Genomic DNA, 21789 nt, shown 5'->3' on the forward strand with positions numbered 1-21789 from the left:
AACTGAATGGTTTCATGTTGATGCCATGAAAAGATTTATTTTTATATCTCTGATTTCGCTTGTCGCGCTTGGCGCCGGAATTTTACCGACATCAGTGTTCGCAGGCACGCTCGATGAGCAGTTCACCTGCAAATCCAATGCGCACACGTTCATTACCTCTCTTATCAACAGCCAGTTGATTGATCCTGCGCCGATTCGCGTCGAGGCAAACTCAGTCAACGCATTTCGTCCCGCGCACGGGAGGGATCTAGCTGTATACGGGCTACGCGTTCGCGCAGTGTTCGGATTTCAACCTGGCGACCCGACCTTCAGACCAGGGAGTGGTAAGTCTTCCTCGAGTTCCGTCTACGGCGCGATGGTGTTCGGTTCGAGCGAGGCTGTCGAAGCACAATTACGGCAGGCTGGCAGCCCTGCAGTTGTTCAGCAAGTCATACCAATGATGCTTTCGGCTATTGTTTGCGAGATATGACGCACGGACGATGCACGCAAAGTTAACTACCCAGCAATGACGAGGCAGTCGTGAACCATTTCGGAGCACCAACACGTGCGAGCCAAGCCGCTCGCTACCGTGGGCTCAACGCAGTGTTATCCCAAATTTGCTATGATCGCCATCAGCTCCGGTATTGCGGGGCCGTTTTGTATCGCCGCTGTCTTCTTGCATGTCCACACGCAAATCCAATCGGAAGTCCTCTCGCGCGCCGTCGCGCAAACCTCTCAACAAGACCATGCTGCTGCCCTTGTCGGCGCGAGCCGCGCGTGACCTATCACTTGCGAACCATCTCACTTTCGTCGCATGCAAGCAAGGAGCAGGAAATCCCTATCTTCTGAACGAATTGATACGGTTTGTTTATTTGACGTTCTATGTGCAAGAGGCTGGTTACGGCGATACGGCTTTGATCGTCTACTCCCGAGCGGAGGCGGCGCTCGAACGGTGTATGACGCGCGCGGAGCGCGATGGTGTCTGCCAACTTGATGCCGACGATAGCCCACACTTCGAGGCGGTCTTGTGCCAAGCAGATCGGCAGATCGAATGCGCGCCACTCCATTACCTCATCGAAGCGCGCGAGCGATTGGAGCGCTTCGCGCGTAGCTCACGCCAGTCCCCCCTCCCAAGCGCGTCAACGGTCCTGTGACTCGCCGACAAGACAGCTAAAATCATCTGGACTTTGCTTGTTCAGGACCGCAGTTCAGCCCGACTACATGCCTGCTGCCGCAGTTCCGTACGATTCTTGATGGCAACTTGCCACAATCTCCATGGACTTGACGGGCGAGCAGCCGCGCTCTTGAGATTCACGACGCATCGAATGCCACCTGACCTGCGCCGCCGATTGCATGACGCTGCTGACAAGCCATTGGCCGATCTCATCCAGGAGCGGAAACATTGTCTCAAACAATTTAGGTTCGCTCAGCAGTAGCCTGGCGAGGCGAACGGATGCTGACGTCGTTACTAGGCTCGCGCGCCTGACTTGGCGGCGCAACATGCGCATGTTGTTCACTACCGGCTTGGCGTTAGTTTCGCGAATGCTTATGACGTTCCAAAAGTGTGCGTCCAGCCCGGGGTTCAGTTCACATTTTGGTGGGAACCAGATTGCCGTCTATGAGCCGTCATGAACAGACGGTGCTGGGGCAACGCTTACGTGGAAACGAAAATGCACTGCTTCAAACGCCTGGGTGATCGCGTGGCTGCCCGCACGTTTGAACGCCAAGTGGTCGAGTTGCAGTGACCTGCCCCCATCAATAGGGCCAATGGGCTTCTAGCAAAGTCCCTTTAAACCAACTCCTGGAAAGCGGCAGGAGTATCCGCGGTTGCCCGATGTTTCGCCGCAAACTCTGACGGCGCAAGGTAGTTCAGTGCGCTGTGCGGCCTTTGCTCGTTGTAGTCCTGACGCCATGCCGCGATGACTGCCCGAGCATGCGCGAGCGTCGTGAACCAGTGCTCGTTAAGGCATTCGTCGCGGAACTTGCCGTTGAACGATTCGATGTACGCATTCTGCGTTGGCTTGCCCGCCTGAATCAACTTCAGAGCGACGCCGTTCGCATACGCCCACTGGTCAAGCGCGCGGCTCGTAAATTCGGGGCCCTGGTCTGTTCGCACCGCCTTGGGATAGCCACGGAAGCGAGCTGCGCGGTCCAATGCCCGAGCGACATACAAACCTGAGATGCCATGGTCGACAACGATGTCGACAGCCTCTTTCGTGAAGTCGTCGACGACGGTCAGGCACTTCACGCGCCGGCCGTTGGAAAGCGCATCCATCACGAAATCGATTGACCACACCTCGTTGGGGGCGCCCGGCAATGCCAGTTGCTCGCGCTCAATCATTACGCCGTGGCGCTTGCGACGGCGCCGCACAGCCAGCCCTGCCTCACGGTACAGGCGATAGATGCGCTTGTGATTGGCGTGCGTGCCTTCGCGTTCCACTAGGGCGTGCAATCGGCGGTAGCCGAATCGACGACGTTCGTGTGCCAACTCCACCAGACGCGCCGCTAGCACCTCATTCTCGTGGTCTGGCTTCGCGTCGTAATGCAGCACGCTGCGAGAAAGCCCGACAAGCCGGCAGGCGCGGCGCTCGGAGATGTTGACCTTCCCCCGAATCGCCGATACTGCTTCGCGTTTGGCTTGCGGGCTCAGGGCTTTCCCTTGACGACGACCTTCAACGCTTCCATATCGAGCATTGCTTCGGCCAGCAGCTTCTTCAGCCGGGCATTCTCCACCTCGAGGTCCTTGAGCCGGCGCGCTTCCGAGACCTCCATGCCGCCGAACTTCGCACGCCAAGTGTAGAACGACGCATCACTGAACCCGTGCTTCCTGCACAGTTCCTTGACCGGCATACCGGCCTCGGCTTCCTTCAGAAACCCGATGATTTGCTGTTCCGTAAAGCGCTTCTTCATGTTCGTCTTCTTCTCCGAAAACGAACTTTACTAGACTCCGGCTGGCCCTGTTTGCAGGGGGCAGGTCACGGCCGCGCTGCTCTTGAACGGCAAACTCCAACTAAACCGAGCGAGCAGGCCGCCGAGCAAGATCTTTGTTTCGACCTCTCCGAAGGTGCAGTGCTGCAACAAGCCATCGCCAGCACCCGCGAGCTGGTGTGTGAGGCACGACCTGCTCTGAAGCAGCGAATCTGGTTGTATCGCGCTGAAGCAAGTGCAGGGTCGACAAAGAGGGGCAACATCACCTGCCTCGACAGCAAGTCCCTCAATCGGGCCATTCAAGCCGTCATCCAGCGCCACAACCTGCTGGGAGACGACGGCCTGCCGTTGCGCCTCAATCTTAGTCGCCTACGCAAAAGTCGCTTCGATCGCGCACTGCGTACCGCCGACGGCGACATAGCGATCACCGCCAATCTGATGGGTAATACGCCGAGGGTGGCCCATTAATCAGCATTTCCCTAGGACATGGCTCCATTGATCATATGGCCCCGTACATCGACACGTCTCCGCAGGACACTCGGGGGCGGTAGCGGCGGTCGACTTCGGCGACGATTAGGTACTGAGGACGGCCCTCGGCCATGCCGTAATCATGTGGGAGGCCATGTTCGCGCCGTCCATTCGAATAACGTTTAAACGCGTTGACACAAGCATGCGCAATGTATATACTTGTTTATACGTTACAAGGAGGTTTGCATCATGGCAAAAACCGCAACGCTCACGATCCAGAAGTGGGGAAACAGCCTGGCTGTCCGCATCCCCGCAGCGGTCGCGCGCTCCGCACATTTCGAGGTCGATCAGGAGGTTGAGATCACGGCGGATGAGATCGGCGTGACGGTGCGCCCGGTGGGGCCGCGCAAGCTGACGCTCGCGGAGAAACTAGCGCAGTTCGACCCTGCGAAGCACGGTGGCGAGGCGATGGCCACGGGCCGTATCGGTGCGGAGGTGTTCTGATGGCGGGAGCTTTGTGGGCGCCCGATCGTCGCGACATAATTTGGATCGACTGCACCCCCCAGGTGGGCCGCGAGATGAAAGATCTGCATCCCATGCTGGTCCTGTCGCCCAAGGCGTTCAACGAGCGGACGGGCATCGTCATCGGACTCCCGATGACGACCGCCGAGTTCAACGACACAAACCCGTTTGCCATCAAGTTCAAAGGGCCGAAGAACGTCACAAGCTACGTGCTGGGCCATCAGCCGAAGTCGTTCGACTGGCGAGCGCGGGGCGCGAAAGCGCATCCGTGGAAGCGCGTGCCCGACGAAGTGTTCGCGGCTGCATGCGAGCAGTTGAATCAGATCATCGCGATTGGTGACTAGGAAAACAGTGAGCAATCGAAGTCAAGACACAAAAGACCTTGAGCGCGAGCTGAAGGCTGTGCTCCGGGCGATCGAATCTGCAAAAGTATCCGTAGCTAACCAACTCGGAAAGGGCGGTAACCTGCCGTATGCTCACAGTCAGTTGCAAGACGCGGAGCACATGCTCGAACGTGCGTTACGCAATTTGAAGTAGGAAAACACCGTGACGAAATCAAGGCGACCGGACCCGGACTTGTTGCCCGATGGCGACTATTGGGCGACGTGCCGCGAACGAAATGAGATTTCAGCCGCACTCAATGGTCATAGTGCCGTGTTTCCGCAAGCCAGGATGGTCGTTAGGAGCGGTTGGGCTTACTTCTATCGACGCGACGAGGAAGTGTGGAGCTGTAATGTCCGCTACGCAGCAGCGAATTTCGTGATTCAGATGGCATAGGAACACGCCGGCCGTGCCGGTGCAAGGAAGAGAGAACATGGACCCGAAATCGCCAGGCTACCTAGCTTTAATTGCGCAACGAGAGTCACTGGATGCGCAAATCATCGCTGCTCGCAAGGCCGAACGCGAAGTGGCGATCGGACAGATCAAGGCACTGATGAAGGAGTTCGATCTCAGCGTTCTGGATCTGCAAGAGAGAGTGCAGAAGCGCAACTCGAAGCGTATGTCGACCGTTCCGAAGTACCGCGATCCTGCAACAGGGAAGACGTGGTCTGGAAGAGGGCGACAACCAGCGTGGCTCGGCAACGATCCTGCGGCGTTTCTAATCCAGCCAGACCTGCCTGCGATTTGAGTAGGGAAGCCGTTCTTCGACCTTTGATACGAAAAGATGGACCGACCGCAATACACGACCGCCGAGTGCATCAGCATGGACGCCGATGTCTGCAGAGCGTATGACACCGCGTGCGACCTCGCTGTGTCGATAGAGGCTCCGCAATTGTGCGTGGACATTTGCGTGTTTGCGGATGGTAGCAAGCTGCAATTTGAAGCGCGACACATGACCGTCCTCTGACACGGGAATCTAGTACGGTCGCGTTGGCCGGTCGACGCAGGTGGATACCCGATCGGTCGATGCGGTGTCGCGGCATCGATATTTCAATGGCGCATGCGGGATTCAAGTCGGTTAGGTATCCATAATTTTACATAATAGACACTAGCGAATTTTTCGAGTCTAGTGCTAGATTGGAATGTCCGCTTTCGGGCCGCGTAAGCTGTGCAGTTGCCGGTTTTCCGGCGCCGGATGTCGCTATGGTTGCAACGGAGCGGATCACGGTGACGATGCGCGATCTGGATCGATGCAAGGTCGTTCAGGATATGGCGGACGGCAAGCTCGAGCCGCGGCGCGCTGCAGCACGGCCGGAATTGACGACGCGGCAGATTCGCCGCTTCGTCGCGCCGCTTCCCCAGCCCGTTCCGACTCCGTGTCGAAATTCGCTCGATTGCGATCGCAGGGAACGCGGTGATGGCGGCACCGGCCTATGACGCGCGGTCACCATTCATGCACTCGGGATCGGCCAGCTTGCCCGCAAGGGTTCAGGAGGCCCCGCCTGCGCGTGGCAGGCGGGCGATCGCAATTACACTGTCTCAACGTCAAGAACGAAAGTGCCGCGACGCGCGAAGGCGCGAGTCAGACCTCGTCGGGCGAGTTCCTTGAAGGCGGCATAGATCGTGTTCAGATGGAAGCCCAGCGAGTCGGCAATCGCCTGCTGGGTCGGAAGCTTGTCGCCCGGCTTGAAGAGGCCCGAGCGAATGGCTTCCTCGATCTGGTCGGCGATAGCATTGGCGACATGTCCGCGGATGCGAGCGAAGTCCGGTCGCCACTGGCTCGGGCTCCTGGTCGCGGAGCTGAGACTGCCGTGCGAAGTTCGGAAGGAGAGAGATTGCATAGTTGCTCCATTGGTGCGCGTGCCATTCCCGTGCGGGAGTGAGGCCCGCATACAGGGGTGGCGAACGCGACGCGATTCAGCCATACGGCACCGTGAGACGGCGGGCGCGTGGCAAAACAAGCGTCACATGGGAAGGGAACTTGCGAAGACAGTGATGGCGCGCGCAACGTGCGCCGTCCGTCAATCAGGTAGTCGATGCGCTGGATAGCGCGGAAGGTTCGCCCAGAATAGCGCGATAGCGCTTGATGGTCGCCGCAAAAGATCACCGTTTTCGTGCCGCATTCGCCCTCTCGGCCCGTTGGCGCGCGCAATTATACGATCTGACACGTTTTATGGTCGGCGGCCACCACCCTTGCAAATTCAGCGGGCCTGCACCACAATAACCTGTATATTTATACAGTGTTCAGCCGACATAGCTTCCATGCACCCCGCCCTCGCCCATCCCGAGCAGATCCATCCGAGCTTGTGGCGCGCCTCGCAGTTGGCGCGCCCAAGCGCGCGGGGCATCGACACCGGTCATGCGGTGCTTTCGGCAGAGCTGCCCGGCGGCGGCTGGCCGGCCAGTGCGCTGATCGAATTGCTCGCGCCGCAGCCTGGAATCGGGGAGTTGCGGTTGCTGGCGCCCGTGCTCGCGCGCGCGGCCAGCAGGCCGGTCATGCTGATCCAGCCGCCTCATGCGCTGCAACCGTTGGCGCTCGCTTATTGGGGCATCGACCCGTCCGGCTTCGTGACGCTGGCGGCGCCGCGCACGGCTGACGCGTTATGGGCCGCCGACCAGGCGCTGCGGGCCGGCACGTGTGCCGCCGTGCTGCTCTGGCAGCAGCACGTGCGCGCGGACGCGCTGCGCCGCCTGAATCTGGCCGCGCAGAACGGCTCGGCGTTGTTTTTCCTGTTCCGGCCGGCGGCCGCCGCCCGCGATCCGTCGCCGGCGCCGCTACGGCTCGCGCTCGCGCCCAAGCGCGACGGTGTCGACGTCACGTTCCTGAAGCGCCGCGGATTGGTGCGCGATACGCCGTTGTTCGTTCCCTTGTCCACCTCGCCGATTTTGTTGAACCGCCATGCAAGTCTGGATCGGCGTGCATCTGCCGCACCTCAACCTCGAAGTGTTCCGGCCGCGATCGCCGGCGCCGTCGTCTGACGATGCGCGCGGGCTCGTCGTGCTCGAGGGCGGCCGCGTCGTGGCGCTCGATCGCGCCGCGCGTGCGCTCGGCGTCGTCGCCGGCATGCGCCGCGGTGGCGTGCTGTCCCTCGCGCCAGACGCGCAGATCCGCGAGCGCGACGCCGCGCGCGAGCGCGAGCTCGTGCTGGGGGTTGCTTATGCGCTCCTGCAGTTCACACCAAGCGTCGTCGACGCCGACGAAGCCGTGGTGGTGCTCGACGTGACGGCGAGCCTGCGCCTCTTTCACGGCATCCTCGCGCTGCGCCAGCGCGTGCGCGACGTCGTCGCATCGTTCGGAGTCACCGCGGCGATATCGGTCGCTTCGTCGGGGCCGGCCGCGTGGATGGTCGCGCGCGGGCTGCGCGGCGGCCTTGCGCTGTCCGCGCGATCGCTGCGCCGCGCGCTCGCGCGCGTGCCGCTCGTCGTGGCGCCGGACGCGCGACGCTATGCGAACTGGTTTGAGGATCTCGGCTGCGAAACGCTCGCCGATCTGCAGCGCTTGCCGCGCGCTGGGTTGAGGAAGCGATGCGGCACGCAACTGCTCGATTGGCTCGACCAGGTCGCCGGCACCGCGCCGGCCGCCTACGACTGGCTTGAAATGCCGCCGTCGTTCGACACGCGCGTCGAGCTAATGGATCGCGTCGAGCACGCCGAGGCGCTGCTGTTCGTCGCGCGCCGGCTGATCCTGCAGCTGACCGGCTGGCTCACCGCTAAGCAGTTGGACGTCGCCGCGTTCACACTGCTGCTCGAGCACGAGCGCGGGCGGGACGCGATCGCGCCGACCGAGATCGAAATCGCGTTGGGCGCCCCTACCCGCTTCGAGGAACACCTCACGCGGCTCGTCAAGGAGCGGCTCGGCCACGTCGAGCTCGCCGGGCCAGTGATTGCCGTGCGCCTGGTCGCCCGCAGCGTGCAGGAAGCGGCCGCGCCGAGCGACTCGCTGTTTCCCGAGCCTGGTGGCACGCCGCAGGATCACGCACGGCTGCTCGAACTGCTGACGGCGCGGCTCGGCTCCGAGAACGTACTCGTCGCGGCTCCCATGGCCGACTACCGTCCCGAGCCGGCCGCCCGATGGGTGCCGATGCGCGACGCGCCGAAGCCGTCGCCGCTGCCGTCGGACCTGCCGCGTCCTGCCTGGCTGCTTGCCAAGCCTGTGCCCCTGCTCACACGCGAGCATCGCCCGTTTTACGGCACGCCGCTGCGCATTGTGTCGCCTGGCGAGCGCATTGAAGGTGGCTGGCAGGATGGGCAGACCGTGACGCGCGACTACTTCGTCGCCGAGGACGACAACGGCATCTGCTACTGGATCTACAAGGAGCGGCCGACGGCCAGCGACGAGAGCGAAGCGCGCTTCTTCCTCCACGGCTTGTTCGGGTGACCCGTCATGGACGCCGGCAGTTTCGGCGCCCTGCCCGCCTACGCGGAACTTCAGGTCGCCTCCGATTTTTCGTTCCTGCATGGCGCGTCGCGCGCGGAGGAATACGTCGCGCGCGCGGCGCAGCTCGGCTACAGCGCGATCGCGATCACCGACGAGTGCTCGCTCGCCGGCGTCGTGCGCGCGCACGTCGAGGCGAAGGCAGCGAACATGGCGCTGATCATCGGCTCGCACTTCCGGCTGACGGCTGCCGACGGCGCGCCCGCGCTCGCCTTCACTGCGCTGGCGATGAATCGCGACGGTTACGGCAACCTCTGCGAATTCATTTCGCTCGGTCGCATGCGCGGCAAGAAAGGCACGTACCGGCTGGCGCCACTCGATCTTGAACACCCGGAAGCGCCGTACACGCACCTGCGCGGCCTGCCCGACTGCATCGCGATCCTGTCGCCCGACTTCCCAGCAAACGAGCAACGCCTTGATGCGCAGGTCGAATGGTTTGCGCGAGTGTTCGGCGATCGCGCATGGGTCGCGCTGACGCTGCACGCACGCGCGATGGACGACATCCACCGCGGCGTGGTCGAGCGCGTCGCCGCGCGCCACGGCGTGCCGGTGGTGGCCACGAGCTGGCCCCTCATGCACGTGCGATCGCGCAAACCGCTGCAGGACGTGCTGACGGGGATCCGGGTCGGCCGGCCGGTATCGGAGTGCGGGTACGAGCTCGCGCCGAACGCGGAGCGTCACCTGCGATCGCGTCTGCGGCTCGCCAACCTCTATCCCGCCGGCGCGCTCGAGGAAACCGTACGCGTCGCGCGGCGCTGCACGTTTTCGCTCGACGACCTGAAGTACGAGTATCCGGATGAACTGGTACCGGCCGGCACCGATCCGGCGACGTACCTGCGCGAGCAGACCTACATCGGCGCGCGCCGGCGGTTTCCGGCCGGCATCCCGATCGACGTCCAGGCGCAGATCGAACACGAGCTGCAGCTGATCGCCGACCTAAAATACGAGGCGTATTTCCTGACCGTCTACGACATCGTGCAGTTCGCGCGCGAGCAAGGCATCTTGTGCCAGGGACGCGGCTCGGCTGCGAACTCGTCCGTTTGCTACTGCCTCGGCGTGACCGAGGTCGACCCGTCGCGGCAATCGATGCTGTTCGAACGGTTCATCAGCAAGGAGCGCAACGAGCCGCCGGATATCGACGTCGATTTCGAGCATCAGCGTCGCGAAGAGGTCATGCAGTACATCTACCGCAAGTACGGTCGCGATCGCGCAGCGCTGACGGCCGCCGTCACGACGTACCGGCCGCGCAGCGCGTTACGGAAGCCGGCAAGGCGCTCGGCGTGGACCCGGCGATCGTCGATCGCGTCGCGAAGCAGCACCACTGGTTCGATTCGCGCGCGGATCTGCTGCAGCGGTTTTCCGAGGCAGGCCTCGACCCCGACGCGCCGCTGAATCAGCAGTGGGCCGCATTTGCCGCGCAGCTGCTCGGCTATCCACGTCACCTGTCGCAGCACTCGGGCGGCTTCGTGATCAGCCGCGGCAAGCTCACGCGGCTCGTACCGGTCGAAAACGCCGCGATGGAGGATCGCTCGATCATCCAGTGGGACAAGGACGACATCGAGGCGCTCGGCATCCTGAAGATCGACGTCCTGGCGCTCGGCATGCTGTCGATGGTCCGCCGCGCGCTCGACATGATCTCGGAAAAGCGCGGCGAGACATTCGAGCTGCAGGACATTCCTGCCGAGGACAAGGCGACCTACGACATGCTGTGCGACGGCGACAGCATGGGCGTGTTCCAGGTGGAATCGCGCGCGCAGATGTCGATGCTGCCGCGCCTGCGGCCGCAGTGCTTCTACGACCTGGTGATCGAAGTCGCAATCGTGCGGCCGGGCCCGGTGCAAGGCGGAATGGTGCATCCGTTTCTGCGCCGGCGCCAAGGGCTGGAGCCCGTCACGTTTCCGTCGGAAGGCATGGAGAAGGCACTCGCGCGCACGCTCGGCGTGCCGATCTTTCAGGAGCAGGTGATGCAGGTCGCGATGCTGGCGGCCGGCTTCTCCGCCGGCGAGGCCGACCAGCTGCGCCGCGCAATGGCCGCCTGGAAACGCAAGGGCGGCTTGGAGCCGTACCACGAACGTCTGGTGAGCGGCATGCTCGAGCGCGGCTACGACCGCGAGTTCGCCGAATCCATCTTCGCGCAGATCAAGGGCTTCGGCGAATACGGCTTCCCGGAAAGCCATGCGGCCAGTTTCGCGCTGCTCGTCTACTCGAGCGCCTGGCTGCGTCGGCACGAACCAGCCGTGTTCCTGGCCGCCCTGCTCAACAGCCAGCCGATGGGCTTCTACACGCCGTCGCAGCTGCTGCAGGACGCGCGGCGCCGCGGCGTTGAAGTGCTACCCGTCGATGTCAACGTTAGCACATGGGATTCAGCGCTCGAAGGGCCGGCGACGTCGGCGCCCGTGCGCCTCGGCTTCTCGCTGTTGCGCGGCATGCGCGAGGATGTCGCCGGCCGTATCGAGCTCGCACGTGCAGCGCGGCCCTTCGTCGACGTCGCGGACCTCGCGCGGCGCGCGCGGCTCGATCGGCACGACCTGCAGGTTCTCGCGCGTGCCAACGCCCTTTGCTCACTCACCGGCGGCCGACGCGCGGCGCTATGGCTCGCGGCCGCTGCAGTGCCTGATCGAGATCTGCTGCGCGGCACCGAACGCGACGACACGGTGCCGGCGCTGCCTCAAGCATCGGAGGGCCACGAGATCGTGACGGACTATCGCGCGATGGGCTTCACGCTCGGGCGGCATCCGCTCGCGCTGTTACGCGAGCGCCTGGCGCTCGATCGACTGCAGTCGGCCGAGCAGCTCGCAACGCTGCGCAGCGGGCAGCTCGCGCGCGCGTGCGGACTGGTCACGGTACGCCAACGGCCGGGCACGGCGAACGGTGTCCTATTCATGACGCTTGAGGACGAGACGGGCCAGGTGAACGTGATTCTCTGGCCCGGACTGCTGGAGAAGTTTCGGAAGGAAGCGCTCGGCGCCGCATTGCTCGCCGTGTACGGTGTGTGGCAGGCGGAAGGGAAAGTGCGGCACCTGATCGCGAGCAAACTCGTCGACAGGACCGAGTTGCTTGGTGCGCTGCCGACGACGTCACGGGAGTTTTGCTGAATCTCCTCTGTCCCAAGTCGGTGCAGTTGATCGCGGACACTTGACTTCGGGGAGCGCCCGGTATGCTCGTCAATATCAATTTCCTATTTACGACTGGAGAAAAGATGTCGACCTTCCACGAACTTCTCGCACAACGCGCCGCTCTTGAAGCGGAAATTGAGGCCGCCAAGGCAGAGGAACGTTTGATTGCACTGGAGGAAGTCAAACGACTGGTGGACGAGTTCGCATTCTCGACGCGAGAAGTCTTTGGTACGAGCGCGGTTCGCAAGCGCCAGCCTGTGCAGCCGCGGTATCGCGACCCCGCGACCGGCGCAACTTGGAGCGGCCGCGGCCGGTCACCAGCGTGGATCGACGGGAAAGACCGCTCGCAGTTTCAGATCGCGCCGCCAACCGTCCAGGGGTGAATTGGACGCCAGCACTCGATACATTCGACTTGCCCCACTCGCGGCCGGGGTGGTCAATCCGGCTGGCCGCGTATCAACCAATGTTGTCCCCATGGGACTGTTCGAGATGCCCGAAAAATTTGAATTTGATACTGAAGTCGATCCCGTGTTGTTCGATCACGCGCTCGAACGCGCAACCGAAGACTTCCGCCGAGTCGTGATGTCGATCACGGCGCGCTATTGCACTTCTGGCCTGACAGTCTTTGTCACATGGCCTGCACTTCTCGAAATCGAAGAGGAGGCTTTTTCGGATCTCGGCTTCCAGAGCCGGAATGAAGCCGCTGTCGTAGCTGCGCTTCCTCGAATCGGGCCTACCACGCTGCCCGGCGTGGATCTGAACGCCTTGATCGACTGGGATTTGTCCGCAGAGCCGCTGCCGGTCGCTTACCAATGTGTCCGGGACCACCTGCGCTCCATGTCATCGGCCGCACAGCGCGGCGGCGAAGTGTGAGACCGTCGTTGCTCGAAGCAATCAGCATGGCCGGCCACTGGTGTTGTGCACATTGGCATACCGCAAACCAGCCAGCCAAGCGCCGGCAATATGCCGACGACGCTCCAGTGGCCGCGTCGGCGCAGCCGAGCCAGTACCCCATCCGCCTGAAGACCAGGGGCGCGAATCGTAGATTCGCGTTATGCTTGCGGTATCCAATATCCAGTATATAAGATCAAATGGACGATCCGACTCTTTGGCTGTCGGCACCGACCGATGCGTACCGGCAGTGGCAACGCACCGAGGCGGCAGGCGCCGATCGGCGCGCGTTCTCTCCTCGGTCGATCGTCCAGCATGAGGCCATGTTCGAGCGCTTCATGCGCCACCTGATCGCTGCCCGGCGGTCGCTGGCCACCTTCGGGCCCGACCACCTCGAGTCGTTCTTCGCCGATCTCGATCGTCGGTGCAAACCTGGCACCACCACACGTCTGCGGTACCAGAAGCTCCTTGATCGGCTCGGCCGACACTTGGTCGACGTTGGTGTGCGGAAAACGAATCCCGCGGCGGTCTATACGTTGTCGCAGACGTGGCCGGACGACGAACCGGTTCCGATCTACCTCGTCGAAGACGACGACCACCGACTGCAGGCTTCGATCAGGTCCATCGATGGACTCGACGATCGCGCGTTGCGCAACCGAGCGATCGTCGGCCTCTTGCTGTCGACTGGCATCACCGCACAGGAAATCCGGCACACGGCCGCCGCTGATCTCGACCTATCTCCGGCTCGGCCTCACCTCCGGATACCAAAGCGCGGACCGCGCGAAGAACGTCGGATCAACATCGACGAATTTGCGGCGCGGGCGCTGGTGAGCTGGCGAAACCTCTCCGGGACCACCGGCAACCCACTCCTGTTCCCGTCACCCCGCGCCGGCGGCCCGATGACGGACGAGATGCTCGGCCGGATCGTTCGGGACGAGCTGGCTGCGGTCGCCATTCGCGTGCCCGACATGAGCCCGCGCACCCTACGCAACACCTACGCCCGGCGCCTGCTGCTTGCCGGTCAGAGCAATGACGACGTCATGCGCGCGTTGGGCTTAACGAGCCAGCGGACCGTGATCAGGATTCGAGCGACCTTGGCCCCTTCACCGCAAGCCGCGGACGCGACTTGACTTCTTGACCGCGCCGATAGCCTGAAGAAGCCGGCAATGTTGCCGGCTTCCTTACTATCGGGTCATTCATATGGACTGCAAATCGCGGTACACCGATCTTATCTACTTCGCGCACGGAGACGTGGCAGCCTGTAGGTACAGGTTCTTTCTCATCTCGGCCGATCCGAAACAAGTCGTCCTGCAGCTCGACAACCACCGGGGACAGCGCGGCATCCTGATCTCCGACCACCAGACACGCGACGGGATCCTAAATCGAATCGCGGATCGAGAGTTGGACGGGATTCCCTTCGCCATGCTCTGCGTCGCACTGAGCGAGAACAACATCCACCACGTTGTTTCCGCCGAGCCGGACCTCGAGGACTACATCCATCGCGGCCACCCATACCGGCGAATCCCCGAGAAGGCTGCGCGCGGCCGCCACATCGAGCGCATCTCAATCGACTCTCGCAACCTCACGATCGGCCGCGCGCGAATTCAGACGGCGCATGACACGCCGACACTGACAGCGCCTGATCTTGCGTCATTGCTGAACAGCGCTGATATCGGCGCTTCGTAAGACGCCCCATAAACAGACCGAAATGGGATCGCGGATATGTGTCGCCACATCGACTGTCCACGGAACACCAACATCGCCCCCCTGGCGAACGCCCATCAAGCAAATTCGCGAGAGGGGGTGAAACATCTCGAGGAAGTGCCGTATTGAGGGGGGAGGCATATCCATGCCTTCATATCCTTGAATTTAGGAAAACCAGCATGAAATCAGTACTGGCTTTGGCAATCGCGGCGACCGACGCGGTTGCTTTTATTGCCCGCTCACCCGCTGCTCCGTCACGTACCGCGCGTGATCGTACGGCAGTGGCTCTGGCATGCGCGAGTCGGATCGGCGCTATCGTTCTGGCCTACATCGGCGTTTTCTAAGCCCTAGATCGCAACTAGCAAGGTGAAAAGACCCGACACGCGAGTGCCGGGTCCGATGCAAGATCACCTTCCCATCAGGAGGCCCGTGAAAACGGATCAACAGGCGTGAATCAGAACTACACCGTCAATGCGAACGGTGACATCGACGCGACGGGTTTAGTGGCGGCCGGTCTGAACCTTGCAATGGCGGCAGGCTGAACCTGCAGGGTGCGGATAGCACGGGCAGCCTGTATTCAACCAACACAGGATGCAAGTCCTCGCTTCGGCGTGTCGATCGGTTTCCGCGAGCCAAATGGCATCGCATTCACTGCTAGCATGGCATGCAACCAAAGGTCACGCCAATGGCAATTCGACCACATGGTCGAATACGCACGTGACCGCCGGCGATACGCTGGCGATCGAGTTAGGTGCCGATATGAATCTCAATGGACGGCTGCGTCCGGCGTCCGACGGCCTGAAGGGGCTAACATCACGTACGCAGTTGGAGATGATCAACCAGCACATTAGTATTTTAAGAATTCGTCCGGGAAGGTAGCAATGGATAGCAGAGACGTTGATGTATGCAGGCAGATTGGCCAGTTGCTTTATGATGCTGCTCCTGTTAGATCGCGCTCGATCATAATGCGCGCGCAACTCGCGGACGACGAAGATCAGGCGAAATTTGAGTTTGATGCCGTCGCGGAAAACGGCGAGTCTTCATGGTTTTTGGGCAGTGCTAGTCTTAATGGGAAGCTATTGGAATTGCTGCTCGAACATCGACGATTTTTCCTGTCACGAAATCAACCAAAATGGAAACTGTTTACCATCATTATTGATGTTGAGAAAAGAAGATTTTCACTGGACCTGAAATATGACTAGAAGTCGAGGGCTCATATCAGGGATGCGTAGAAATGAAGACACTGAAGCGGCCGCCGCCGCTTCCGATCGCTGCGTCGACGTCCGGTGCAGTGTCGGCCCATGCCGACCACGCCGCCACCGCGCGTGCGAATGCAGACCAGGAACGTCAGGCACAATAGCGACGCGGCGAGACGCGCACCAGCGTGATGCGACCCGTGTCGTTCCGCTACGACTGCCGAAGGTCGAAGGTCGAAGGTCGAAGGTCGAAGGTCGAAGGTCGAAGGTCGAAGGTCGAAGCGTATCTGACCGTACCGGCCAATTCGACATGCTTCCACATCGAATGATTTTGGCTCGCCGTTCCACCCTTGTTGCCCCACATGGTAAAGGTTCGAAATGCGTCCGCCTTCCCGATGGATCACTTCCCGTTCGCCCGCGAATAGCTAGTCCACTACACCGGGTAATGCGTCGAACAGCACGGCGTTGCCGCCGCTCAGCACGTTTGAAAGTGTGAATCCCTGTGGAATGCGCGCGACGAGCGCGACGAGCGCGTCGACTGCCGACTCCATCTTCACCAGAACTCAGGCAACGAGTACTGCTCCGGTAGCGCAGGGAACGGCCCCACACGAGAGTTGATCTCGTGTGGGTTGAGAAGTGAAAAAATCAGGGCGCGCGATACAGCTGGCCGCGCGCCGACAACGCCTCCCAGTTTTTCTGGTACGCGTCGGCAACGCCAGTATCACCGCGCAATACAATGACGTTTTCCGCGTTGTACCGCGCCTGCTGCGAATAGTTGTAGCTGCCAGTCTCGACAGTCCCCCCGTCGACAACGATGAATTTCGAGTGCTGTGCCGGGAAGACATTCACGACTCGAACCGGAATCCCGGCGTAAGCTAGAGCCCCAAGTGCCGCACGAGCACGGCCGCTCCGGTCGTGGTCGAAGTTGCTGCGTGCGTCGACGGTCACCGCGACGTCAATTCCGCGGCGCTTCGCGGCGATGAGCGCACGCGTCACTGCCGGAGCGGTGAACGAGTAAGCCAGTACGCGAATCGACTTACGCGCCTCTCCGATGGTGCGAAGCACAAGACTTTCTGCTCCGCCGTCCGGCGAAAACGCTACTTCGACCATCGGCAGAGTTTCCGCTTGCGCCCGCCCGGCAAACGCGATCGCAATACAACAGCACAGCGATGCTGCGAGTACTGCCCAAGAAATTTGCTTCTTCATCAGAGCCTCAAATAGTGGATACGGAAAAGCCCCGATCTCTTCCGAGAGCGGGGCCAAAGGCCAGGGGTTTAGATGCAGGGCTTACGCTGCCCAGCAGGAAAGGTGTGGACTAGCCCATCCTTGCAGATGACGGCGTCTGTTCTCATCAGCGGCCGCCTGCCCACAGCAGCCACTGAAGCGGCCGCGTAGCGGTACACCGATGGCGACGGCCGCGCACCGCCGTGCAACGCGATCAGCAACATCACCAGGTTCGTCATCCCGTTCATCGAGCATCCCTCCTTCGACGATTCAGGATGCAGAGACAGCCGTTGTCGCCACCGTCACCCAGCGACCATTCACCAGCACGTCGCGCAGCCGCGAGCCGTTCAGCTCGTAGACGTGCTCCGTACCCATGCGGATGGGTTTCGGGCGAACCGAAACCGTCAGGCTTCGATGCAGAGCAACAGAGTTGGACTTCAGTTTCATTGCGTTCCTCGAAAAGAAAAAAGGCGAGGAACGCCCCTGTGGGGAGCGGTCCCCACCAGGGTTAAAAATGTGTGCTGCACTACCTCGCGAGTGCGGCCACGTCGATGACCGCATCGGCCTCCGCAATCAGGTCGGGCGTTTGCGAGATGAAAAACTCTCGCGCATACCCGCCCTGACGCAGCACCTCGCGCTTCATACGCATGAACTGCACCTTGCGATCGGGATCAAGCGGACCGTCCGACTCGTCGCTAAAGAGCGTCTCGTACGGTTGTCCCGCGTTAGCCGCGATATACAGGGCGACGCCGCGTGTCAGGCATTCGTTGATCCACACCTTCTGACCACCGGACATCACGCCGACCGCTTTGCTGCTGTCGCTCTCGGCGTCGTGCACGAGGATTTCAAATCCCTCGCGCGTCTCACCATTGGCCAACGTGCGCTGCGTCTGGATCTCGACCGTGAACCGCGTGCCGTAGCACGCAAGCAGCAGGTCGTTCACCGTCTGCGTCAGCGCCGGACCCGCGTCGTCGATCGTCAGCGCGATCACGCCGTCATTGCCCAGCCCTTTCGCCAACAGCTTCCACTTCGCGATCTCGTCCGAGATGCGCTCTGCGAGTGCCTGCGTCGCTGAGAAGCCCTCAAGCTCGCGCTCGAGCGTCACCAGCGTCGTTTCTCCCGTAGCCTGACTCCTGATCAATGCTTCGATCCTGGCATCCAGCCCCGTGCAGGTCTCGCGTCGAGTCGCCAACTGGCGATCAACATCCGCAATCGCTTGCGCCACATCGACCGCAGCCACGCGCGACACCTCCGCCTCGACTTCCCGCAACAAGCCGTTGAGCCTCGCCGTCTCGGCCTCCCGGCGTTTCGACACCTCGCCTCGCTCAACATCGAGCGAGGCAAGTTCCGCCTGGCCCTGTTGAATCCCGGTTTCGGCTGCATCGAGCAGCGGCTTTCGGGCTGCAAGTTCGGTTGCGCGTTGCAGTGCCTGCCGGGCCGCCGAGATTTCCGCATTGACGCGTTGCAGTTCGGCGCGCGTCACAGACAACGCCTCGACAGCCGGCGCCAGTTGATCCAGTTCCGCCTTATGGCCGCGGTACCGGGTCCGAAGGTCATCCAACGAGATGGTGTGGACGTCAACCTGCTGTGCCGCGCTCCTCGCTTGCGCGAGCAACGGGCACGTCATGTGAATGTCCATCCCCGCACACGGCACCGAGCCGATGACAGCCGATTGCTCGGTCAGGGTCTTGATCAGGTCGGCCTTGGTCGTGCCCTCCGATTGCAGGCTGGAAAGCGTCGATCCGACCGTTGCTGCCCGCAGTCGCTTCGCGTCGAGCTCGTCGATCGCGCGCTGCAAGGGTTCGATCAGTGCTTCGGCCTTGCTGAGCCGAAGCTGTGCATCGTCGCGATCCGCTGCGGCGCCAAGAATGGATTCGCGTTGCCGAACAACCGCTGCATGGCCGGCGATCGTGTTACGAATCGCCGTCGCGCGCTGCAGCAACCGTTGCTGCTCCGCCTGCCCGTCACTCTCCAAGACATCAAGCGAAGTCCGCAGCTCGTTGCGACGCGCGCCCAGTTCCCCGAGTCGCGCCGCCGCCCCTCCGTTCTCGCCTTGCTTGGCAACCAGCACGGCGTGCTGTTGCGTCAGTGTTGCGATCTCTGCCTGGGCTGCCGTACGCTGCTCGCGCGCTTTTGCGATCTCCGAAACGTCCATCGCGATCGCATTGCGCGTCTGATCGACCCGCTCACGCTTTCCAGAAAATGCGGTGAGGTCTTGCTGCACCACACCGAGTTGCCGGGCCAGCACCTTCGCGACCTCCGCAGCCTTCGTCGACAACGCACGGAGGTGATCGATCTTCAACAGCTCCGCAAGCAACGCCTTGATCTCGCTCGCTCCGTACGACGCGAGCGGCCGGCGGTTCTGCGCCGAAAACACGCTCGTGAAGAACGACTCGAGCGAACCGCAGATCGCGTCAACACATCGATCGTAGGTTTCACCCTTGCCATCCGACACGGTGCCATCCGGCAGCGATACTGGCCGCCACTCGCCATCGGTCGAGCGATAGAACAGGAAGTAGTCCGCCTTGCCGGTCTTGCCAGGCTTGCGGAATGCGAAGGTCGAGCGATAGCGCAAGCCATCGTGCTCCCATTCGAACTCCTTGCGCGCCTGCACCCCGCAGATGTGATCCCAGTACGAGAACGCATCGACCGAGAGCTTCGACGCGCGCGACGGCATGATCCGGTACGGATGGAGGTTGTCCATGATCGTCGTCTTGCCAGCGCCGTTCGGCCCCGTCAACGCGATCAGTCCGTTGGGCAGTGACTCCAGGTCGAGTTCGACGCTGTCGCGTTTCATCCCGTCCCGCACGCCATGGAACCCTTCGAGCAACAGTTTCAGTGGTCGCATGACTGGATCTCCGCAAGCGTGATGGGCTGCAGATAGTCGTCAGGCAGGAACGGCACATCATCGTCGTCGATCGTCAGCGTCGGCTCGGGCCGGGAAGCCGGCTTGCCCAACGTGCCATCAACAGCGGCCTGCACCGTCCCGCAGAGGCGACGGAATGCGTCCGACGTCTGCTTGAGCACCGCGTCCCAATCGGGACAACCCGTAAGGATCTGCAGCTCGCGCCCCGACCACTGACCCGAGTAGCCCGAGTCGAACGACCAGATCAGGTTCTGCAACTCGACGCCCGGCGTGACCACGATTTCAGCCTGGTCGGCGTCGATCACATGGGTCAGGACGAACAGGCCATCGCGTTGCGCGATGACGGCGCCGCGCTGAGCACCGAACGGTTGATGAAAGAGAGCTGCAGTGCACCCACCGTGGTCGACGAGGCACTTCTGCAGCGCCTTTGCGTCGGTGGACGCGGTATAGAATTGCGCCCAACGGACGCCGGCAGGATATAGACCAAACATGAGCACACTCCGGAATGAAGACGGAGTGCGCCCCTGACGGGGAACACGCCCCGTCAGGGTAGAAAGAAAATGGATGCAGCGGATGCTGCGTTCGATGCGCCAACGGGCGCGGGGTGAACCTTGTTTCGATAGCCACACGGGCTATCGGAACACGGCTAGTGTTCGAAAGTGACGGAATGCAAACCGTCCATGGGCAAAGCTACGCCGCAAACAGATCGTCGCTGAGCCAGGATGGTTCGTCAGCGGCCGGCGAGATAGCCGCCATCGTGGCCAGCGACAAAGCCGGCTCGACGATGGGCGTGCCGAACTGACCTCCAGCGGGCTCATCAGCACTGGCTAAACGCGCTAGGATCGCTTGCGCGATCGCGTCGGGTTCGCCGGCCTCGAGCAGCTGCAGCCGATCAACCAGCGGGACAGCATCGACGTCCGCCAGCTCAGACCATCGGGTTAACTTCGCGTCGACCGTCGGTGCCGTGCTGATCCCTTCTGCCCGGCTACGCATGACAGGAAGCACGCGCGGCTCGAGCTTCACGCCGGCGGCCGTCGAGAACATCTCTTCGATCGCCTTGCGGTCGACCAGCTGCTTATGCTCTTCGTCGATCTGCCAGCGGATACGCACGAACTTCCCCGCGGATGCGGCCGCGAGTGCTTCCAGCTCGTTCGTATCAGGCGGCCCGTCAAAAGCAACAGAGACCATTTCACGAGATGGAGTCGGAACCAGCACCGCATGGGCATCGGTCGCCGAGACTTCCCACGAGAGGTAGCCTTTGTTGCCGAGCTCGCCGTAGTGGAAACGCCCGATCGAGCCCGGATACCCCACGAGGCGCCCCTCACGCTCCCACGTCTGGTACTTGTGGATGTGACCCAGCATGAACGCCGAGCACTCCGCACCAAACAGCGCACTCAGGCTGAATTCGTGGTCGAATCCTGCCATCGTGACACCGTGTTCCGTCTGACAACCGTTCACCGTGCCGTGCGACACTCCGATCGTCGGGACGCCTACCGTTCGAAATGCTGCATTGATCCGGCCGGCTGCAGCGAGGAACCCCACGAGGGTATCCGCGAAATCTGTCGACGCCGCCAGCGACCCGACGCGCAGCGCCAGCTCTGCTTTGTTCATCGTCGGAAGACAGGTAAAGACCGCTTCGGGCTCGCTGCACAGATGGTGTTGCACTTCGTCCTCGTCGAAGACCGGCCCACGCGAGAACCAGAAGTTTCCATTGTAGAGAGCAACCTGACAGACGCGGTCCGCAATGGCCACCGGATACCGCGCGCCCATCAGCGCGAAGTTGTCGAGAGTCCCGGGCGGCTCGTGCGAGAACGTGCCCTGCAGCATCAGCACCGGCATCGCTTGCGCAAGTCGGTGCACCTGAGTCGCGAGTGAGTTCAGCGCCGGCGCATGGGCGTCGAGCCGATGGTCGGTCGAATCACCGCTGATCACCGCCACCTGGGCCTCGCGCGCTATCGCATCAGCTACCGCATGCGAGAAGCACCGGTCAGCCTCATCGAGGTGTTCATGCGCGTAATGCAAGTCAGAAAAATGCGCGATCTTCATCAACGCCTCCAGAAAAAGAAAAGGCCACCCGCA

General features: G+C 62.0%; 25 protein-coding genes and 1 pseudogene. 17 read left to right on the top strand and 9 right to left on the bottom strand.

What is annotated here, in order from left to right; genetic code table 11:
- The first annotated feature begins 25 nt into the window (after positions 1–25).
- Together MBR110_RS31660 and MBR110_RS31665 are read left to right on the top strand one after the other, a co-directional pair.
- Positions 26–469 (top strand): hypothetical protein, encoded by a 444-nt coding sequence (locus MBR110_RS31660; protein ID WP_011875463.1) that lies wholly within the window; start codon positions 26–28, stop codon positions 467–469.
- A gap of 256 nt (positions 470–725) precedes the next feature.
- Complete coding sequence (locus MBR110_RS31665) at positions 726–1133, top strand: hypothetical protein (protein WP_137910376.1); 408 nt, start codon at positions 726–728, stop codon at positions 1131–1133.
- A gap of 635 nt (positions 1134–1768) precedes the next feature.
- On the opposite strand, the gene MBR110_RS31670 is transcribed toward MBR110_RS31665, so the two are convergent.
- Positions 1769–2889, bottom strand: a protein-coding gene (locus MBR110_RS31670; protein WP_106919332.1) for an IS3-like element IS407 family transposase whose coding sequence is annotated in 2 segments (ribosomal slippage) — positions 1769–2631 and positions 2631–2889 — 1122 coding nt in all. Because the reading frame shifts where the segments join, the coding sequence is not laid out codon by codon here.
- On the opposite strand from MBR110_RS31670, the gene MBR110_RS31675 reads away from it, so the two are divergent.
- The 5 genes from MBR110_RS31675 to MBR110_RS31695 all read left to right on the top strand — a co-directional run bounded on the left by MBR110_RS31675 (position 2863) and on the right by MBR110_RS31695 (position 5715).
- A complete protein-coding gene (locus MBR110_RS31675; RefSeq protein ID WP_226098047.1) occupies positions 2863–3375 on the top strand; it encodes a hypothetical protein in 513 nt (170 codons plus the stop codon). The genes MBR110_RS31670 and MBR110_RS31675 overlap by 27 nt on opposite strands.
- A gap of 249 nt (positions 3376–3624) precedes the next feature.
- Positions 3625–3879, top strand: coding sequence for an AbrB/MazE/SpoVT family DNA-binding domain-containing protein (locus MBR110_RS31680; protein WP_011875571.1), 255 nt, complete (start codon positions 3625–3627; stop codon positions 3877–3879).
- A complete protein-coding gene (locus MBR110_RS31685; RefSeq protein WP_011875570.1) occupies positions 3879–4241 on the top strand; it encodes a type II toxin-antitoxin system PemK/MazF family toxin in 363 nt (120 codons plus the stop codon). The genes MBR110_RS31680 and MBR110_RS31685 overlap by 1 nt, the downstream gene beginning before the upstream one ends.
- Before the next feature lie 470 nt (positions 4242–4711).
- Complete coding sequence (locus MBR110_RS31690; protein ID WP_081065007.1) at positions 4712–5026, top strand: H-NS histone family protein; 315 nt, start codon at positions 4712–4714, stop codon at positions 5024–5026.
- A 455-nt stretch (positions 5027–5481) separates the two neighbouring features.
- Complete coding sequence (locus MBR110_RS31695) at positions 5482–5715, top strand: hypothetical protein (protein ID WP_043292953.1); 234 nt, start codon at positions 5482–5484, stop codon at positions 5713–5715.
- A 92-nt stretch (positions 5716–5807) separates the two neighbouring features.
- Here MBR110_RS31695 and MBR110_RS31700 read toward each other — a convergent pair whose 3' ends face one another.
- Positions 5808–6119 carry a winged helix-turn-helix domain-containing protein gene (locus tag MBR110_RS31700; protein ID WP_011875565.1) on the bottom strand — a complete coding sequence of 104 codons (312 nt, stop codon included), beginning with the start codon at positions 6117–6119 and terminating at the stop codon, positions 5808–5810.
- A gap of 421 nt (positions 6120–6540) precedes the next feature.
- On the opposite strand from MBR110_RS31700, the gene imuA reads away from it, so the two are divergent.
- The 10 genes and pseudogenes from imuA to MBR110_RS31750 all read left to right on the top strand — a co-directional run bounded on the left by imuA (position 6541) and on the right by MBR110_RS31750 (position 15626).
- Positions 6541–7257 (top strand): translesion DNA synthesis-associated protein ImuA, encoded by a 717-nt coding sequence (gene imuA / locus MBR110_RS31705; protein ID WP_181710061.1) that lies wholly within the window; start codon positions 6541–6543, stop codon positions 7255–7257.
- Positions 7178–8656: a Y-family DNA polymerase gene (locus MBR110_RS31710; protein WP_043292952.1), complete on the top strand. Its 1479-nt coding sequence runs from the start codon at positions 7178–7180 to the stop codon at positions 8654–8656. Before imuA ends, MBR110_RS31710 begins: the two co-directional genes overlap by 80 nt.
- A gap of 6 nt (positions 8657–8662) precedes the next feature.
- Positions 8663–11808 (top strand): annotated as a pseudogene (locus MBR110_RS31715) (error-prone DNA polymerase).
- Positions 11809–11912: 104 nt separating this feature from the next.
- Entirely contained in the window at positions 11913–12212 is a 300-nt protein-coding gene (locus MBR110_RS31720; RefSeq protein ID WP_043292978.1) for an H-NS histone family protein, read from the top strand.
- 91 nt (positions 12213–12303) lie between these two features.
- Positions 12304–12702 (top strand): DUF2471 family protein, encoded by a 399-nt coding sequence (locus MBR110_RS31725; RefSeq protein ID WP_155625994.1) that lies wholly within the window; start codon positions 12304–12306, stop codon positions 12700–12702.
- A gap of 218 nt (positions 12703–12920) precedes the next feature.
- Positions 12921–13850 (top strand): tyrosine-type recombinase/integrase, encoded by a 930-nt coding sequence (locus MBR110_RS31730; RefSeq protein ID WP_011875559.1) that lies wholly within the window; start codon positions 12921–12923, stop codon positions 13848–13850.
- A 70-nt stretch (positions 13851–13920) separates the two neighbouring features.
- Complete coding sequence (locus MBR110_RS31735; RefSeq protein WP_011875558.1) at positions 13921–14406, top strand: hypothetical protein; 486 nt, start codon at positions 13921–13923, stop codon at positions 14404–14406.
- 197 nt (positions 14407–14603) lie between these two features.
- The gene (locus tag MBR110_RS31740) at positions 14604–14768 is read left to right on the top strand and encodes a hypothetical protein (RefSeq protein ID WP_155625993.1); all 165 of its coding nucleotides are present in this window, start codon (positions 14604–14606) and stop codon (positions 14766–14768) included.
- A gap of 292 nt (positions 14769–15060) precedes the next feature.
- Positions 15061–15303, top strand: coding sequence for a hemagglutinin repeat-containing protein (locus tag MBR110_RS32685; RefSeq protein WP_175857599.1), 243 nt, complete (start codon positions 15061–15063; stop codon positions 15301–15303).
- A 2-nt stretch (positions 15304–15305) separates the two neighbouring features.
- Positions 15306–15626: a hypothetical protein gene (locus MBR110_RS31750; RefSeq protein WP_011875554.1), complete on the top strand. Its 321-nt coding sequence runs from the start codon at positions 15306–15308 to the stop codon at positions 15624–15626.
- Positions 15627–16045: 419 nt separating this feature from the next.
- Here MBR110_RS31750 and MBR110_RS32475 read toward each other — a convergent pair whose 3' ends face one another.
- From MBR110_RS32475 to MBR110_RS31780, 7 genes are all read right to left on the bottom strand, one after another.
- Positions 16046–16177 (bottom strand): hypothetical protein, encoded by a 132-nt coding sequence (locus MBR110_RS32475; RefSeq protein ID WP_258179639.1) that lies wholly within the window; start codon positions 16175–16177, stop codon positions 16046–16048.
- Positions 16178–16265: 88 nt separating this feature from the next.
- Positions 16266–16826 (bottom strand): phospholipase D family nuclease, encoded by a 561-nt coding sequence (locus MBR110_RS31755; RefSeq protein WP_011875553.1) that lies wholly within the window; start codon positions 16824–16826, stop codon positions 16266–16268.
- A 68-nt stretch (positions 16827–16894) separates the two neighbouring features.
- On the bottom strand, positions 16895–17092 hold the full coding sequence (locus MBR110_RS31760) for a hypothetical protein (protein WP_043292951.1): 198 nt from the start codon (positions 17090–17092) through the stop codon (positions 16895–16897).
- Positions 17093–17114: 22 nt separating this feature from the next.
- Positions 17115–17291, bottom strand: coding sequence for a hypothetical protein (locus MBR110_RS31765; RefSeq protein ID WP_175857600.1), 177 nt, complete (start codon positions 17289–17291; stop codon positions 17115–17117).
- Between the two features lie 79 nt (positions 17292–17370).
- Complete coding sequence (locus MBR110_RS31770; protein WP_011875552.1) at positions 17371–19692, bottom strand: AAA family ATPase; 2322 nt, start codon at positions 19690–19692, stop codon at positions 17371–17373.
- Positions 19680–20201, bottom strand: a complete 522-nt coding sequence (locus tag MBR110_RS31775) for a hypothetical protein (protein ID WP_011875551.1) — start codon at positions 20199–20201, stop codon at positions 19680–19682. The genes MBR110_RS31770 and MBR110_RS31775 overlap by 13 nt, the downstream gene beginning before the upstream one ends.
- Before the next feature lie 199 nt (positions 20202–20400).
- Positions 20401–21756 (bottom strand): metallophosphoesterase family protein, encoded by a 1356-nt coding sequence (locus tag MBR110_RS31780; protein ID WP_011875550.1) that lies wholly within the window; start codon positions 21754–21756, stop codon positions 20401–20403.
- Positions 21757–21789: the final 33 nt, after the last annotated feature.

It is taken from the genome of Burkholderia sp. MBR-1, from assembly GCF_013822785.1.
In the GTDB taxonomy this organism is placed as follows: Bacteria; Pseudomonadota; Gammaproteobacteria; order Burkholderiales; family Burkholderiaceae; genus Burkholderia; species Burkholderia vietnamiensis.

What these genes read in the sequence shown, in the direction of transcription:
- MBR110_RS31660 (WP_011875463.1), top strand. Translation starts at nt 26, where the DNA reads ATGAAAAGATTTATTTTTATATCTCTGATTTCGCTTGTCGCGCTTGGC.
- MBR110_RS31665 (WP_137910376.1), top strand. Translation starts at nt 726, where the DNA reads ATGCTGCTGCCCTTGTCGGCGCGAGCCGCGCGTGACCTATCACTTGCG.
- MBR110_RS31680 (WP_011875571.1), top strand. Translation starts at nt 3,625, where the DNA reads ATGGCAAAAACCGCAACGCTCACGATCCAGAAGTGGGGAAACAGCCTG.
- MBR110_RS31685 (WP_011875570.1), top strand. Translation starts at nt 3,879, where the DNA reads ATGGCGGGAGCTTTGTGGGCGCCCGATCGTCGCGACATAATTTGGATC.
- MBR110_RS31690 (WP_081065007.1), top strand. Translation starts at nt 4,712, where the DNA reads ATGGACCCGAAATCGCCAGGCTACCTAGCTTTAATTGCGCAACGAGAG.
- MBR110_RS31695 (WP_043292953.1), top strand. Translation starts at nt 5,482, where the DNA reads ATGGTTGCAACGGAGCGGATCACGGTGACGATGCGCGATCTGGATCGA.
- MBR110_RS31700 (WP_011875565.1), bottom strand. Translation starts at nt 6,119, where the DNA reads ATGCAATCTCTCTCCTTCCGAACTTCGCACGGCAGTCTCAGCTCCGCG.
- imuA (WP_181710061.1), top strand. Translation starts at nt 6,541, where the DNA reads ATGCACCCCGCCCTCGCCCATCCCGAGCAGATCCATCCGAGCTTGTGG.
- MBR110_RS31710 (WP_043292952.1), top strand. Translation starts at nt 7,178, where the DNA reads ATGCAAGTCTGGATCGGCGTGCATCTGCCGCACCTCAACCTCGAAGTG.
- MBR110_RS31720 (WP_043292978.1), top strand. Translation starts at nt 11,913, where the DNA reads ATGTCGACCTTCCACGAACTTCTCGCACAACGCGCCGCTCTTGAAGCG.
- MBR110_RS31725 (WP_155625994.1), top strand. Translation starts at nt 12,304, where the DNA reads ATGGGACTGTTCGAGATGCCCGAAAAATTTGAATTTGATACTGAAGTC.
- MBR110_RS31730 (WP_011875559.1), top strand. Translation starts at nt 12,921, where the DNA reads ATGGACGATCCGACTCTTTGGCTGTCGGCACCGACCGATGCGTACCGG.
- MBR110_RS31735 (WP_011875558.1), top strand. Translation starts at nt 13,921, where the DNA reads ATGGACTGCAAATCGCGGTACACCGATCTTATCTACTTCGCGCACGGA.
- MBR110_RS31740 (WP_155625993.1), top strand. Translation starts at nt 14,604, where the DNA reads ATGAAATCAGTACTGGCTTTGGCAATCGCGGCGACCGACGCGGTTGCT.
- MBR110_RS32685 (WP_175857599.1), top strand. Translation starts at nt 15,061, where the DNA reads ATGGCATCGCATTCACTGCTAGCATGGCATGCAACCAAAGGTCACGCC.
- MBR110_RS31750 (WP_011875554.1), top strand. Translation starts at nt 15,306, where the DNA reads ATGGATAGCAGAGACGTTGATGTATGCAGGCAGATTGGCCAGTTGCTT.
- MBR110_RS31755 (WP_011875553.1), bottom strand. Translation starts at nt 16,826, where the DNA reads ATGAAGAAGCAAATTTCTTGGGCAGTACTCGCAGCATCGCTGTGCTGT.
- MBR110_RS31760 (WP_043292951.1), bottom strand. Translation starts at nt 17,092, where the DNA reads ATGAACGGGATGACGAACCTGGTGATGTTGCTGATCGCGTTGCACGGC.
- MBR110_RS31765 (WP_175857600.1), bottom strand. Translation starts at nt 17,291, where the DNA reads ATGAAACTGAAGTCCAACTCTGTTGCTCTGCATCGAAGCCTGACGGTT.
- MBR110_RS31770 (WP_011875552.1), bottom strand. Translation starts at nt 19,692, where the DNA reads ATGCGACCACTGAAACTGTTGCTCGAAGGGTTCCATGGCGTGCGGGAC.
- MBR110_RS31775 (WP_011875551.1), bottom strand. Translation starts at nt 20,201, where the DNA reads ATGTTTGGTCTATATCCTGCCGGCGTCCGTTGGGCGCAATTCTATACC.
- MBR110_RS31780 (WP_011875550.1), bottom strand. Translation starts at nt 21,756, where the DNA reads ATGAAGATCGCGCATTTTTCTGACTTGCATTACGCGCATGAACACCTC.